We start from the raw sequence: 15,945 nt of genomic DNA, 5'->3' as shown, positions 1-15,945 counted from the left end.
CGACCTTAAAGGTATAAATATAGAGTTATTCGGTTTTGGACAAGAAAGCTACTTTTGCTGCAATGTGCACAGCAACAAACATTCGCAAGCAGGAGGCTTAAAGTGAATACAAATCCAGTTAACATCAACACGGTGGTCGATGAAGCCAAATTTACGCCCTTTCATTGGAGTGTACTCATTTGGTGTCTACTGATTATTATTTTTGACGGTTATGATTTAGTCATCTATGGCGTGGCACTGCCACTTCTGATGCAAGAGTGGGGACTCAGTGCAGTACAAGCAGGCTTACTTGCAAGTACCGCATTGTTTGGCATGATGTTCGGCGCGATGAGCTTTGGTACGTTGTCTGACAAATTGGGCCGTAAAAAGACCATTATGATTTGTGTGGCTATTTTTAGTGGCTTCACCTTTCTAGGCGCATTTGCAAGCAATCCTATCGAATTTGGTATTTTACGTTTTCTTGCGGGACTTGGCATTGGTGGGGTGATGCCAAACGTGGTCGCACTCATGACTGAATATGCTCCGAAGCGTATTCGTAGCACACTCGTGGCGGTTATGTTCAGTGGTTACGCTATTGGTGGCATGACCTCAGCTTTACTGGGTGCATGGTTAGTAACAGACTATGGTTGGAAAATCATGTTCTATATCGCCATCATTCCATTTTTGGCTTTACCGATTCTTTGGAAGTTTTTACCTGAGTCTTTAATGTTCCTGACTAAAAAGGGTGAAACTGAAAAAGTCCGTGAAATTGTGCAAAAAATTGCACCGGAGCAAGCCATTCAGCCTGAAACGACATTTAAGCTCAATGAACCTGTTGCAGGTGATGACGCTCCATTAAAGGCATTGTTCCAACAAGGCCGTACCTTTAGCACCATGATGTTTTGGGTGGCATTCTTTATGTGCTTACTCATGGTTTATGCGCTTGGAAGCTGGTTACCAAAACTAATGATTCAAGCAGGTTATTCGCTTGGTGCGAGTATGATTTTCTTATTTGCTTTAAATATTGGCGGTATGGTGGGAGCAATTGGCGGCGGTGCGCTCGCAGACCGTTTCCACTTAAAACCAGTTTTGACGACGATGTTCACTGTAGGAGCGATTGCACTGATTCTACTTGGTTTCAACAGCCCACAAATGGTGCTGTACGGTTTAATTGCAATTGCAGGCGCAGCAACTATTGGTTCACAAATTCTACTGTATACCTTTGTTGCACAGTTCTATCCAACTGCGGTGCGCTCTACAGGTATGGGCTGGGCTTCAGGCATTGGACGCATTGGCGCAATTGTTGGACCAGTACTGACAGGTGCATTGTTAACTTTTGAGTTGCCACATCAAATGAATTTTCTCGTGATTGCGATACCTGGTGTGATTGCGGCTTTGGCAGTGTTTATGGTCAACTTAAAAGTGTCTGTAGATGGTGAAAAAACCAAATCAAAACAAGTGTTTGATGCAGTTAAATCCACAGCGAATTAAATAATACTGAACCCATGAGTCTAGTGCATTAGTAGTAGGCTCATTTCAAAAACTGTATGAACTGTTAAAATCAATTTGCTTTTTATAAGTTGTTTTTTAACGCGATTTTTAATGCGATAAAAAGTTTCATTTTAAAGTATTAAAAAAAATGCATTGCGTTAGAAAACAGCGATGAAAAAGAGAGCTAAATATTAAAGAGTAAAAGTCAGGACAGACTTAAATACACAGGACCCGTGTTAAATGAAACAATTTAAGAAGAATGCTTTAGTTGTCACTTTATCTATGTTAAGTAGTGCAGCATTACACGCACAAACCAATACGACGGCAGAGATTGAGCAACTTAGAAATGAAATTAATGCGTTAAAACAAATGCTTCAACAGAATACGCAGCAACAACAGCAGCAAGCTGTTCAATTGAGCGCTGTTGAACGTCAAGTGTTGACGACGCCAAAAACGGTTGAAAAAACGGGTTTAGGTTTGACCAAAGGTGGGGCAGAGTTCAACTTATACGGTAATGTTCGCGCGGACGCATCGTATCAGGCTGAAGGTGGTGCTCGTGATATGCCCTATAACCAAATCAATAGCGTGCCTTTAGAAGGAAATGCTGAAAATAGCGATCGTTTAAGATCAACCCTTTCAGCAACGCGATTAGGTTTGGACTTTAAAGCGCCAGTCGCCGATCAGAACTTAAATGCAAAAATTGAGGTCGACTTTTTAGGCGGTGCAAACCTTGATAATTTACGTATTCGTCATGCGTATTTAAACTATGGTAACTGGTTAATTGGTCAAACGTGGTCAAACTTTGCGACTCCAGACTACATCCCTGAAACGATTGATGCTTTGGCTTATGTGGGTGCTTCAATTAAACGTACACCTCAAGTGCGTTATACCCATAAATTCACGCCAAATACTAACTTAGTCGCGGCAGTGGAAGACCCGAAAGATGCCAGCATGAGTCAACGTATGCCAGCATTTACAGGACGACTCAATCATAAGTTTAATGATGCTCTTTCAGTCAGTGGACGTGCAATGGCGCATGAAAAACGCATTCAAAATCAGGAAGAGTGGGCATATGGTGTAGGTGTTGGTGCCAAATTTGACATCACCCCTGTGACTTCCGTGAAAGCGGACTACTACCATGTTAAAGGCGATAGCAGCTTTGTTTCCTTTACTAACCCTGGTGTAGTTGCAACAGGCACAAGTATTGAACAAAGTGAATTTGACTCAATTACTGTCGGTTTAACACAAAAGTTTAATGACAAATTACGTGGTACTTTGGCTTATGGTTATATGACTTTTGATAAAAATCAGGACTACCTTGATGCTGTAGCTGATGATACCAAAATCAATAAAAACTTATGGCAAGCATGGGGTAATTTATTCTATAGCCCAGTTCAGCCTGTTAGCCTTGGCGTAGAGTATGTCTACGGTGAGCGTGAAGCGTTTGCACCTGCGGCAAATGGTAGTAAAAAAGGTGAAGACAACCGTGTGAACTTGGTTGCGATTTATAACTTCTAATGCTTGAAGTGATAACCCGTTTTCACTTTGATATGTATAGAATGAAGTGAAATTTCACACAGAAACCGAAGGATAAGCCCTTCGGTTTTTTATGTCTTGCTATTTAATTTCCTCAATACTCAGTTTTGAGGAGATGTTGTGAAAGTAATGCAATAGTCGAAGTTTCGTCAGAACTTAAGTTATTTGTCACATAAGAATAAGTCATGAAAATAAAGCACAGTTGCTGCCATCAACGGGTTACATTAGGTGAGGTAAGTAACTGTATATAGAGTACTTGATGACAATAACATGGATTCTTTTTACGCTTATGGCCGCTTTCATGCAGGCTTGGCGCAACGCTTTTCAAAAGCAACTCAGTATTACTGTAGATGTTTATGGAGTGACTCTAGCGCGGTTCATCTTTGCTTTACCTTTAGCGCTGCTTTACATCAGTTGTCTTTACCATTTCCAACCTGTGACAGATTCCGTCCATTTCAATCTCCGTTTTGCTATTTATGTGCTTATTGCGGCGTTGAGCCAAATTGCAGCAACAGCCTTGATGGTTCAGCTTTTTAAGCAAAAAAATTATGCAATTGGGGTGGGTCTTGCTAAAAGTGAAGCAGTACTTGCTGCGATTATTGCTGTAGTCTTTTTATCTGATCATTTAAGCCTTTTAGGCTGGTTTGGGGTTGCTGTTGGAGGTTTCGCAGTTTTTTTAATGTCTAAAGGTCGGGACTTTTCTGATTTTTCCGTACAAACCTTGTGTATAGGTATCGGAAGTGGTTTATGTTTTGCCATTACCTCGCTCTTGGTACGTGAGGCCAGTTTAGAACTAGATAATTTACCGTTTATTCACCGTGCAGCTTGGGTGCTCTTAATGGTGATTGGAACACAGTGCTGTTTACTTTTAATGTATTTAGGTATATTTCGCCGTGCAACGTTATGGGCGATGTGGCAACGTATTGGACTTACATTTCGTGTCAGCCTATGTAGTTTTTTGGCGTCACTGGGTTGGTTTAGTGCCATGAGTATGCAGTCCGTGCCCATTGTAAAAACCTTGGGGCAGGTTGAGATTATTTTTAGTATGTTGATTTCAGCCTACTTCTTTAAAGAAAAGCTGGCACGTGCTGAACATCTCGGTATTGTATTGGTGGTGATTGCTGCACTTTTAGTGATTTGGGCTTGAAGTCTGATCTTTATGCACCCCCTGTCATTCAGTTGTAATGACATTAACCATTCAAAATATAATGTTAGTGCCATTTTATCGTAGTTCAACTTAAAAAATAGAGACTAAACCCATGTCTAGGTTTAATCTCCAAAGTGTGTACTTCTCGTAAAATTCAATTCTGAGGCCAAAATTTAGATGTTGATATTAGTGTAGCAAACTTCAGATTCTTACTGAAGAAGGTAGTTTTGATCTGCACCGACAAAGAAAATCACACCTATACAAAAAAGCCCACAGTAAATCGCGAACCAGATAATCATGTTTTTAAAAGCTTTATCTGAAATTGAACTATCTGCATATTTTGCTGGTTTTTTTGAGTCTAGATCTTTCATGGTTACTGCACTCAACTGAGGTGATGAGTACATTATGCAAAGCAAAGGACGGATGAAGCAGATACAAAAACAAGATTAAAAAAATATAACAGATAAAGCAGAATTGCTCATAGCTGTTATAGTCTAAAGCTTGTGAGGACAGTATTTAGATATCAGTAACTTGCTTTCAGTTTCTAGAGTCCTATCACTTAAGAACACAAACCCAATAAAAAATGATCTTATATTTAAAATACTACTCATGAATTTTATACATACTTAATCATTAGAAATGATCATTTCATTCATGAGTGTAATTTTTGTACATTAACTAAAATAGCACCTTGTCTGCGTAGACTAGAGCACTTGAACCTTCAGCATGGCGTTTAAGTGTAAAACGATATTTAGAACACTATATTTAGAGAGCATTATGAAAAATTTTGAGAATAAAGTGGCTGCGATCACAGGTGCAGGTTCTGGCATTGGGCAGCAGTTGGCGATTCAACTTGCAAAGCAAGGTACACATTTGGCACTCAGTGATGTTAATGAACAAGGTTTGGCGGAAACCTTAAACCACGTCAAAGATTATCCTGTTTCAGTCACGCTCACAAAACTAGATGTTTCAGACCGTAAGGCAGTAGAGGATTGGGCAAAGCAGTGTGAGCAGGATTTCGGGCAGGTCAATTTAGTTTTTAATAATGCAGGGGTCGCGTTAGCGAGTACTGTTGAAGGTCTGAGCTATGAAGATGCCGAGTGGATTTTCAACATCAACTTTTGGGGTGTGGTGTATGGAACCAAAGCTTTTTTACCCTATTTAAAACAAAGTGGCTCTGGGCATATTGTGAATATTTCAAGTTTATTTGGGCTCACTGCTCAACCTACTCAGAGTGCCTATAATGCGACAAAGTTTGCTGTCCGTGGTTTTACCGAGGCACTACGTCAAGAGTTAGATTTGCAAGACTGTGGCGTCAGTGCAACTTGTGTTCATCCGGGGGGTATACGTACCAATATCGCCAATAGTGCACGAATGAGTGACAGTATTCGTGCGCTGGGTATGAACCCAGAGCGTGCCAGTCGTTCTTTCAATAAAATGCTTAAAACTCCGCCAGATGTCGCAGCACAGGCCATTTTAAAGGCTGTGAAAAAAGATGAGCGCCGTGTCTTAATTGGAACAGATGCCAAAATTATCGATCTGGTACAGCGTATTACACCAACAGGCTATACGCAGGCCATGAGCTTTTTGACAGGGAAAAAACGCCGTAAATAAAGACGTATTCACATGAAAGATGATTTTATTGTTTTAACCGAGTATACTAAATCGAGTAATTTTTAAATTAAAAAAAGCTTCGATTTCAATGCTAAAGCATTCCGTTAAATAAAATGATAAGGAGTCCTACATGAGTGGTTCTCATAACCATGATCACAGTCATGTTGAAGTGACTGCAAAAAATGCCAAGAAATTAACCATCGCACTTGCCCTGACGTTTACCTTCTTAATTGTAGAAGTGGTCGCAGGATTTATCACGCAAAGCTTGGCCTTACTGTCCGATGCAGCGCATATGTTTACCGATGCCGCTGCTTTAGCGATTGCTTTAGCAGCCATCAAAATTGGGCAAAAACCTGCCGATGATAAACGTACTTTTGGCTATCAACGGTTTGAAATCTTGGCAGCTTTGTTTAATGCCATGATGTTGTTTGTGGTAGCCATTTACATTTTATATGAAGCCTATCAGCGTTTTAGTCAGCCACCTGAAATTCAAAGCTTGGGTATGTTGGTTGTTGCGGTTCTGGGTTTAATCATTAACCTGATTTCAATGAAGATTTTGGTGTCGAGCAGTCAAGACAGCTTAAATGTGAAAGGGGCTTATCTTGAAGTGCTCAGTGATGCCTTGGGCTCTGTGGGTGTGATCATTGGCGCACTGGTGATTTATTTCACAGGTTGGATGTGGGTAGATACCGTTATTGCGGTGTTGATTGGCTTTTGGGTCTTACCTAGAACTTGGGTGTTACTAAAACAAAGTATCAATATTTTGCTCGAAGGTGTACCAAGTGAAATTGATATCGAATCTTTACGCAATGATTTGCTGGCTTTAGAGGGTGTACAAGGTATTCACCAGCTTAAAGTTTGGGCCATTACCTCTAAGAATGTGCATTTAACAGCGCATTTGATTGCACCTGATGTAGATCAGAGAGCTTTATACCACCAAGCTGTGGAGTTATTGGGGCATGAGCATGGGATTACGCAAGTGACTTTGCAGATTGAAGAAGATGAATGCCATCCACACCAACATGAACATAGTCATTAAAAAAGACTTGACCTTAGACTTAGTCTAGGCTTTACAATAGCGTCACTTTATTTTAGTACGACATTATGCGTTCTACCACGTGGATTAGCGTCTTAGTTGCTTTATTCATGTTCCAAAGTCTTTGGAACGTGGCGGCAGCTTTTTGCGTCCATGAAGAACAAAAAACTCAAGTCGTGACGCAACAAAATTTTCATTTTGGGCATCATCAAACCACCTTGTGTGTGTCTGATGATAAGGCACACCAGCAAAGCAGTGCCGATAGCCATACTCAAACGGCAAATGATCAGTTTGAATTGGGTGAAGACCATCAAGACCATCAAGATCATTTGCCTTCAATGGCACATTTGATTATTCCGAAAGAAATAAACTATCAAATGCCGCTCGCGTTTGAAGTTCGTGAGCGTCCGCAGTTTTTTTGGCACAATGCCTATCAAGCCCCTGATTTATTGGGGCAACATCCTCCTCCTGAACTTTCCCCGCTAATGGTGGGTTAGCCTAAAACATTTCCCACCACTTCTTCTAAAAATTAGTGGGAAAAAGCATGTCGAATCAATTTAAGGCGTTGATACGCCAAGCCCTTGCTGTGGGCATAACAACAGCCGCGATGCAATGGAGTTTTGCCGAACCGATCAAGACTTTGGATGAAGCTTTAGCAAAAGTAGAGCGCTATCAAAACCAAAGTGACATTGGGCAACAGCGTCAAAGCATTTCAGAGCTGAACATCAAAAACAGTGGCCTATGGCAAAATCCTAGCTTAAATATCAATCAAGATGGTTTTGGTTCAAATACCGAACGTGAGCTCAGTATTGCCATCAGTCAGCCCTTAGATGTTTTTGGACAGCGTAAGCTCAATCAAAAACTCGCAGAAACAGCGCAGCAACAAGGGCAGTTACAGCAACAACTGTGGACAGCACAAAGCCAATTGGTGGTGAAATTTGCATGGTCTCAGTTGGCTTTGGCACAAGTTGAAAAATCGCTGTACGCAGCACAACTTAAAGTGAGTCAAAACAATTTAGACAGTGCCAAAAAACGTTATCAGGCGGGCAGTATTGCTTTGGTTGACTATGAACGTGCGCAAATCGAAAGTTTGGATATGCAGCGCTTATACCAACAAGCGGTACTGGCAGAACAAGTAGCACAGCGTCAACTCTCAAACCTTTGGGGCGAAACTAAAGCAGATGTTCAACTCAATGCGACCTCAATGCCATGGCCAGATCAAAGCGATGCAACAGTACAGCGCTATATTGCTGAAGGTTGGTTGGAAAAGCTGTATGCACTGAATATTCAACAATCCAATTTAAACATTGAAAGTTTAAAAGTGCAGGCGCGTCCCAATCCGACCTTAAATGTCGGCATGAAACGGAGTCAAGCACCCAATGAAAGCAGTGATACCACATTAGGTGTCGGTGTGGATATTCCGCTGAATATTTTTAACCGCCAGCAATACAGCATTCCGATGGCCCAGCGCCAGAAAAGCTTGTTAAATCAGCAGCAACAGCGCGAGTTAAAACAGCAGATTTTAGATATCGCCAATGCCATGCATGAGCTTAAAGGACTAAAACAGCAGTTCAGTTCAATAAACCAACAAACCACTTTGGCAGAACAAGTTCAACTACGTACGTTGCAAGGTTTTAAAGCGGGAAAACTGTCCATTACCGACATTCAACAAGCCAACTTACAACTGCAAAGCATACGCCTTGGGCAGTTGCAGTTATTACGTCAAGCTTGGCAGACCGCATTGAGCGCAGAAGCACTCAGCCTCGGTACCAGCTATGAACAGATCAGTAGTTCAGATGCTTATAGCCAAATCAGTAAAAATTCAATCGCACAAATACAAGACCTCATCCTTGGCGGAGCACAATAATATGCAACTAAAAAACCAATTTGGAAAAATATCACAGCCATTGATGATTGGGCTTTTGATCCTCATTACATTTCTCATCGCTGTTGGGATCTGGTTTAGCTCAAAAGATAAAACTACTGATGAGCATGCGCATGCCGAACATGAAGAATCTGAACATGCGGATGAGCCCAAGGCAGAAAAAGGACATGCCGAGGAAGGTGAAATTCAACTGACGGCACAGCAACTGACAGAGCAAGGCATTCAAATCGCTTCAGCTCAACAAGGTGTGGTGTCTCAAGTCACCGTTCTACCCGGAAAGCTTGTGGTTAATACCGATCAGCAAGCTCATATTTCGCCAAACTTTGGTGGGCATGTGGAACAGGTGAATGTTGAGCTTGGTCAAAACGTACAAAAAGGACAAACCTTAGCTGTATTGTCTGTCCCTGAACTGATCGATCAACAAGCCAATTTGCGGATGGCACAAGCCAGTTTGGATTTGGCACGTCAAGATTATCAACGTGAACAGCAGTTATGGTCACAGGGCATTTCTGCCAAGCAAGACTACCAACGAGCAGAAAATGCTTACCGACAAGCGCAGATTACTGTGCAATCGGTGCAAAGCCGTTTAAGTGCATTGGGTGCAACAGGTGGGGTAAATGGTCGTTTTGCCATTAAAGCACCCATTTCTGGTGTGATTAGCCAAAAAGATATCGTAGTGGGTGAAAACGTACAATTGGCCGATCAGCTTTTTGTGATTGAACAATTTAAAGAGTTATGGCTTGAGTTTAATCTGCCTGCTCAGTACTCAGGTCAGTTACAAGCCAATCAGAGTCTGACATTTAAGCCGAATGCTTCTGAGCAAAAATATGAAGCCATTATCCAAAGCTTAACCTCTCAAGCCGATGCACAAACAGGACGCTTGGTGGTACGTGCTAAATTAAAAAGCCAAGCGGCGGAACTACGTCCAAATGTTTTAGTGAATATCTTTTTAGACAATACCAGTTCAAAAACAGCGCTTCGCGTCCATAAAAGTGCTATTCAAAACATTGAAGGCCAAACTTCGGTATTTGTGGTCGACGCTGAACAAAAAGGACAAGTGCATTTGAAAGCGCAGCCCATTCAACTTGGGCAAGCTTCAAATGACGCTCAATGGGTGGAAGTGATTTCAGGCCTAACAGCAGGACAACGCTATGTCAGTCAAGGCAGCTTTGTTCTTAAGTCTGAACTAGAAAAAGGCGAGGCTGATCATGCACACTAATCATGATTTACCCAAGCCTGAGGGTTTGTTTGAACGAATTATTCAGTTCTCTATTCAAAATGCAATTTGGGTCATGCTGTTTGTCTGTACATGGATTGCGGTCGGAGTTTATAGCTATCAAAAACTGCCGATCGATGCAGTGCCCGATATTACCAATACGCAAGTACAAATTAATACCCAAGCCAATGGTTTTACCGCACTGGAGGTTGAGCAGCGGATTACCTATCCAATTGAAACTGCAATGGCGGGTATTCCCGATTTACAGCTGACTCGTTCTATTTCACGTTATGGTTTGTCCCAAGTCACCATTGTATTTGAGGATGGCACAGACATCTATTGGGCACGTCAGCAGATTAATCAGCGGGTGCAAGAGGTCAAAGCGGACTTACCTAGCGATGTTTCTCCAACCATGTCACCAGTTTCGACGGGTTTAGGTGAAATTTATCAGTGGGTCATTAAAGCCGAACCGAATGCTAAAAAAGCGGATGGTACGGCTTATAGCGCGATGGACTTGCGGGAGATCCAAGATTGGATTGTACGTCCACAACTGCAACGTGTTGCGGGGGTGGCCGAGGTCAACAGTATTGGCGGGTTTAACAAAACCTATGTGGTTGCTCCCGACTTTAACCGTATGCAGCAGTTGAATATTTCCTTAAGCCAGCTACAAACAGCTTTACAGGAAAATAATGAAAACCGTGGTGCCGGCTATATTGAGGAAAATGGTCAGCAGCTTACAGTGCGTGTTCCGGGGACACTCAACAGTCTTGCAGATATTGAAAATACAACGGTTGCCAGCCCAAATGGGAACCCTATTCGTGTCGCGGATATTGCGCAGGTTTCAATTGATCATGACCTCCGAACAGGAGGAGCAACCTATAACGGCGAAGAAACTGTACTCGGCATTGCTATGATGATGATGGGGGAAAACAGCCGAACGGTGTCTAAAGCAGTAGATACCAAAATTCAAGAGGTGCAAAGCAGTTTACCGCAAGGTGTCACAATAGAAACGGTTTATGACCGTACCACTTTGGTGGAAAAAGCCATTAAAACGGTACAAAAGAACTTGGTCGAAGGCGCAATCTTGGTGATTGTGATCCTCTTTTTATTCTTGGGTAATATTCGTGCGGCGTTAATTACAGCCTGTGTGATTCCACTATCTATGCTGTTTACTTTAACAGGTATGGCACAGCAGAACATCAGTGCCAACCTGATGAGTTTGGGTGCATTGGATTTCGGTATTATTGTCGACGGTGCAGTGGTAATTGTTGAAAACTGTATTCGGCGTTTAGCCCATGCACAACAACTGCTCAAACGACCGTTGACTCAGTCGGAACGTTTTAAAGAAGTGTTTTTGGCAGCACGCCAAGCCCGCCGGCCACTCATTTTTGGTCAGCTGATTATTTTGGTGGTGTATTTACCGATTTTTGCACTGACTGGTGTAGAAGCAAAAATGTTCCACCCAATGGCTTTGACTGTTGTACTTGCACTCGTTGCAGCCATTATTTTGTCGATCAGCTTTGTACCTGCGGCTGTCGCACTTTTTGTTAAAGGTGACATCAAAGAAACTGAAAGCCGTTGGATGCTGTGGCTAAAGGATCGTTATCAGCGGGTATTGGACTGTGCCTATCAGTATAAAGCGGTGGTTTTAACCTTTGCACTGTGCTTATTGATGTTGACGGGATTGCTTGCAACGCGTATCGGCAGTGAGTTTGCACCGCAACTGAGTGAAGGTGACTTTGCTGTACAGCAACTGCGCTCTCCAAGCACAGGCTTAGAAGAATCACTTCGTATTCAGGAAAATACGGAAAAGCTACTTCTGAAGAAATTCCCTGAAATACACGCTATTTTTGCGCGGACAGGCACGGCTGAAGTGGCGACAGATGTAATGCCTCCAAATATTTCAGATGGTTACGTCATGCTGAAACCCCGTGATGCATGGCCAAATCCAAAAGAAACACTCGATGAACTGCGTAGCCGTATGCAGGCCTATTTAGCAACATTGCCCGGTAACAACAGTGAGTTTTCTCAGCCAATTGAACTACGTTTCAATGAGTTAATATCGGGTGTACGTAGCGATGTCGGTGTCAAAATCTTTGGCGATGACATGCAAGTATTAAATGCGGAAGCTGAAAAAATCAGTAAATTGATTCAACAAGTTTCAGGCAGTACAGCAGTTAAAGTTGAACAAACATCGGGTTTACCTTTGCTCAATGTGGAAATTGATAAAAGCTTGGCAGCGCAATATGGCCTAAGTGTCAAAACCGTACAAGACTATGTATCAGCAAGCATTGGCGGGCAAAATGTCGGTGAAATTTTACAGGGAGACCGCCGTTTTGACTTTGTCATTCGACTCAGTGAACAAGACCGTAGTGTCAGTGGGATTGCGCAACTGCCAATACAGCTTCCGAACGGTGGCAGCATTCTGCTCACTGATATTGCCACTGTAAAAATGATGGATGGCATCAACCAAGTCAGTCGTGAAAATGGCAAACGTCGTGTGATTGTCACGGCGAATGTGGAAGGGCGTGATTTGGGCTCTTTTGTCACAGAAGTACAAAGTCAGCTTAAGCAGTATCCGTTACCAAGTGGCTACTGGATTGAATATGGTGGTCAGTTTGAAAATCTGGCCTCGGCACAGGCTCGAATGCAAATTGTGATTCCACTGGCATTACTGACGATCTTTATTTTGCTGATGGCCGTTTTCCATAACATCAAAGAAAGCTTGCTTGTGTTCACTGGCGTTCCATTTGCTCTAACTGGTGGTGTGCTTTTCTTGTGGTTAAGAGACATTCCCTTGTCGATGTCGGCGGGCATTGGTTTCATTGCCTTGTCTGGCGTTGCCGTTTTAAATGGTTTGGTCATGCTGACCTTCATTAAAGAGTTAAGAGGGCAATACCGCCTGCATGAAGCCGTTTGGCAAGGAGCAATATTGCGCTTAAGACCTGTTTTAATGACCGCTTGTGTGGCGTCTTTAGGTTTTGTTCCCATGGCGCTTGCCACGGGCACAGGAGCAGAGGTTCAACGTCCACTGGCAACTGTGGTGATTGGTGGAATTATTTCTTCGACGTTATTGACCTTGGTGCTATTACCAGTGTTGTATCGTTGGATGAATGCAAAAAAAGAAACGAAAGTTTAATCTCTTAATCAGTTGAAGCATGAGGAGGCAAAATAGTCTCCTTATGCTTTTATATAGTACTTGATATCAGTATGATCGGTTTTGGAAGTTAAAAATGGCAAATCTGTTATAGTCTGTTATATTTTTTTCACAAAGAACTGTATCTGTCCTTTCGTATAGGAAACCTTAGAATAATGAATATAGATAGAGCGTTGAGGTATTGGAAATGAACTTTTTACTGAAGAAAAATAGAGCTTGGTTTGTATTCTTTATCATTACTTTATATTCGTTTCTTGGATTTTTTCTTGGATTTATCATCTGGGAATATTTTTTGAAGTAAGTACATAGTAATGCTAAAGAAAACTAAGGCAGCTAAAACTTCAAAACTAATCAGAATCTTACTTTTCTGACTACCAGACTCGACTCATAACGAGACAAGTCTGGTTGTTTAAACCTTAAAACTTCCATTGTACTGAGATAGATGCATTTAACGGGTCACCAGGTTGAATCCACATATCGCTATAGCTTGCAACATAGTACGTTTCGTCTAAGAGATTGTACACATTGAACTGATAACGTAGCTGATCTGTTGGCGCATAATAAGCATTTAGATTCAACAACGTGTACTCAGGTAAGTTGAAGCCATTATCTGTACTGTGTCCACTACGTTTGCCCACATAGATCGCCGTTGCACCGAGTCCAACTTTGTCTGCATTCGCAAGGGTCCATTCATAGTTGCTGCTAACAGAACCACTATGTTTTGGTACATTGCTGAGTCGTGAACCTTTAGCAAGACTCTGGTCTTTTTCCACTTGAGCGTCTGTATAGCTATAATTGGCACGTATAGAGAATTGATCATTGAGTTGTGTTTCTAGATCGAGCTCTAGCCCCTTACTTGAGACTTCTCCAGCGGTGATTTGATAGTTACTATCTGCTGGATCTGTGGTTAAGACATTTTCTTTAACCATTTTAAAGAGGGCTAAACTCAGCAAACTCTGTGAGGTAATCCGATATTTCCCACCAATTTCATAGCTTTTGCCTTTTTCAGGGTTAAACACATCACCGTTTCGGTCCATGCCACTGTTGAGCGCAAAGGATTCTCCATAGTTGGCGTACCATGACCAACGATCATTCAGTCGGTAGTTTAAACCCAAGCGTGGACTGGTTTGTTGTAAATCCTTTTTATTGGATGTACCTGCAAGTTTATTTTGAAAGTCTTGGGTGACGTGATCAAAGCGCGCTCCAAACAGCACACTCCATTGATCATTCAGGAAAATTTGATCTTGTAGATTCAGTGCAAAATAGCGTTGCTGTTCTTCGGTGTTAATGAAAAGTGGCAGCTCGGGTAAGTATTGTCCATAAATAGGAGTATAGATATCAATGCTATTTGGCACGCTACTGCTGTGGTTTCGACGCAGTTGTAATTGACGGTACTTCATCTGCCCAAGTTCAGTGCTCAAAAGTACTTCATGACGGGCCCAGTCTTGTTGGATCGTCCCAAGAACTTCAGTTTGAAAAAGAATGTCATCACTTTTATTGTCACGGTAGCGACGCTGGCGCTCTAATGTCTGTCCATCACTTTGAATACGACGAGGTTCACTGGAAAAGCCTTTGAGCTGAGTATCTTTCACACTGAGGGCATTATTCATTTTCCAGTCATCATTAAACTGATGTGCAAGTCGAAGCTGATAGAAATGATCTTTTTGAATATGATCACCATCATCAGGTTCGCCTGTAAATGTTTTAGGATCCATCACAAATTGTTTTTGATAACTACTTACACCACGGTCGAAGGTTCCATCTTGTCGAGTAAATTCACTGTCAAAATCTAACTGGGTTGAATCTGAAATTTTCCATGTGAGTTGAGGGGAGAAAAACCAACGCTCACTCTGCACATGATCACGAAAACTTTGATTATCTTCATGTGCGACCGCAATACGATAAGCCACAGCATCACTGATTGGGGCAGTATGTTCAAAACTAGCACGGTATTTTTCTAAACTATTGGCACGTAAATTCACTTCTGAAGAACTTTCCCATTCAGGCTTTTTAGTGTTGATATTCAGTAGACCGCCAGCTTCCCCACGGCCATAGAGCGCAGCCATTGGGCCTTTTAAAAAGTCGAGGGATTCAATATTCACCATATCTCGCGGAGCGCTGAGTCCACGGTTGACACTTAGACCATTTCTGATGATTTGTGCCCCAATATTGGGGTCTGTACTAAAACCCCTAAATGAAAAGTTATCCCAAAAGCCGCCACCATAATTGGTTTGATTATAGACCCCGCTCACTTGTGTTAATGCATCGTCAATACGTTGCACATCTTGTTGTTGAATTAAAGCTTTGGATAACACACTTCGACTAAATGGCACGTCTAAAATGTCATGTGAAAACTTAGTCATTGCTGTGCTTTGTTGAAGGTTTTCACCCTCAGTTTCGGCTTGTAATTGGATGGTCTGGAGTACTTCTGTTGAAGTTTCGGCCCAAGTGAAAGAACTCAGCAGGCTTAAATATATGCTTGAGGAAAAAAGAGAGAATTTATTCATCATGAAGGAGAGTAGTTTAGACTTGTATTGTTATGTTATAATATTTTAATGGATTTATAGTTAAAAAATCACTCTAAAATTAAAAAATATCTTAAAAAAATGAAATAAATCAACCTAAGCTTTTAGGTTCCAATCTACAATACACTGCTTCAAGTCAGATAAATTCCCATCTACCATATGCTGTATCAAATACGGCTGAAGATATTGAACGCAGATCAACGTTATAATTTAAAATCAGATAGTTAAACTCAATTTCAAAATCTACACACTCAAAGCTATTGCCAGATAATTTTAAAAAAAAGCTGAGATATGTTGAATAATGTGCTTGTTCATTTTAAGAAAATTGTGAATACTCATGCCGCAAAATTCAGGCTGTA

Annotated in this window: 11 protein-coding genes; 10 read left to right on the top strand and 1 reads right to left on the bottom strand. The window is 41.7% G+C overall.

Translation table 11 applies throughout. The features are described from left to right. Positions 1 to 102 precede the first annotated feature (102 nt). The 10 genes from AC5EUN_RS08030 (at position 103) to AC5EUN_RS07985 (ending at position 13,362) form a co-directional block, all read left to right on the top strand. On the top strand, positions 103 to 1,470 hold the full coding sequence (locus AC5EUN_RS08030; RefSeq protein ID WP_058869586.1) for an MFS transporter: 1,368 nt from the start codon (positions 103 to 105) through the stop codon (positions 1,468 to 1,470). Positions 1,471 to 1,710: 240 nt separating this feature from the next. Continuing rightward, complete coding sequence (locus tag AC5EUN_RS08025) at positions 1,711 to 2,988, top strand: DcaP family trimeric outer membrane transporter (RefSeq protein ID WP_183176022.1); 1,278 nt, start codon at positions 1,711 to 1,713, stop codon at positions 2,986 to 2,988. Between the two features lie 277 nt (positions 2,989 to 3,265). Further along, entirely contained in the window at positions 3,266 to 4,153 is an 888-nt protein-coding gene (locus tag AC5EUN_RS08020) for a DMT family transporter (RefSeq protein ID WP_493352250.1), read from the top strand. A 777-nt stretch (positions 4,154 to 4,930) separates the two neighbouring features. Further along, entirely contained in the window at positions 4,931 to 5,767 is an 837-nt protein-coding gene (locus AC5EUN_RS08015; RefSeq protein WP_493352249.1) for an SDR family NAD(P)-dependent oxidoreductase, read from the top strand. Between the two features lie 130 nt (positions 5,768 to 5,897). Then, positions 5,898 to 6,806 carry a cation diffusion facilitator family transporter gene (locus AC5EUN_RS08010; RefSeq protein ID WP_004693172.1) on the top strand — a complete coding sequence of 303 codons (909 nt, stop codon included), beginning with the start codon at positions 5,898 to 5,900 and terminating at the stop codon, positions 6,804 to 6,806. Positions 6,807 to 6,871: 65 nt separating this feature from the next. Continuing rightward, positions 6,872 to 7,300, top strand: a complete 429-nt coding sequence (locus AC5EUN_RS08005; RefSeq protein ID WP_004693170.1) for a cation efflux protein, CzcI-like — start codon at positions 6,872 to 6,874, stop codon at positions 7,298 to 7,300. Positions 7,301 to 7,347: 47 nt separating this feature from the next. Beyond that, on the top strand, positions 7,348 to 8,670 hold the full coding sequence (locus tag AC5EUN_RS08000) for a TolC family protein (protein ID WP_493352248.1): 1,323 nt from the start codon (positions 7,348 to 7,350) through the stop codon (positions 8,668 to 8,670). A 1-nt stretch (position 8,671) separates the two neighbouring features. Beyond that, positions 8,672 to 9,907: an efflux RND transporter periplasmic adaptor subunit gene (locus tag AC5EUN_RS07995; RefSeq protein WP_493352247.1), complete on the top strand. Its 1,236-nt coding sequence runs from the start codon at positions 8,672 to 8,674 to the stop codon at positions 9,905 to 9,907. Continuing rightward, positions 9,897 to 13,043, top strand: coding sequence for an efflux RND transporter permease subunit (locus AC5EUN_RS07990; protein ID WP_493352246.1), 3,147 nt, complete (start codon positions 9,897 to 9,899; stop codon positions 13,041 to 13,043). The genes AC5EUN_RS07995 and AC5EUN_RS07990 overlap by 11 nt, the downstream gene beginning before the upstream one ends. Before the next feature lie 205 nt (positions 13,044 to 13,248). Continuing rightward, entirely contained in the window at positions 13,249 to 13,362 is a 114-nt protein-coding gene (locus AC5EUN_RS07985) for a hypothetical protein (protein ID WP_010326689.1), read from the top strand. Positions 13,363 to 13,477: 115 nt separating this feature from the next. Here AC5EUN_RS07985 and AC5EUN_RS07980 read toward each other — a convergent pair whose 3' ends face one another. Then, entirely contained in the window at positions 13,478 to 15,571 is a 2,094-nt protein-coding gene (locus AC5EUN_RS07980) for a TonB-dependent receptor (protein ID WP_493352245.1), read from the bottom strand. Positions 15,572 to 15,945 lie beyond the last annotated feature (374 nt).

The organism is Acinetobacter sp. CAU_H_S170_2 (assembly GCF_058890445.1).
The sequence above is the reverse complement of the archived record's forward strand: the minus strand, read 5'-3'. Positions and strand labels throughout refer to the sequence as shown.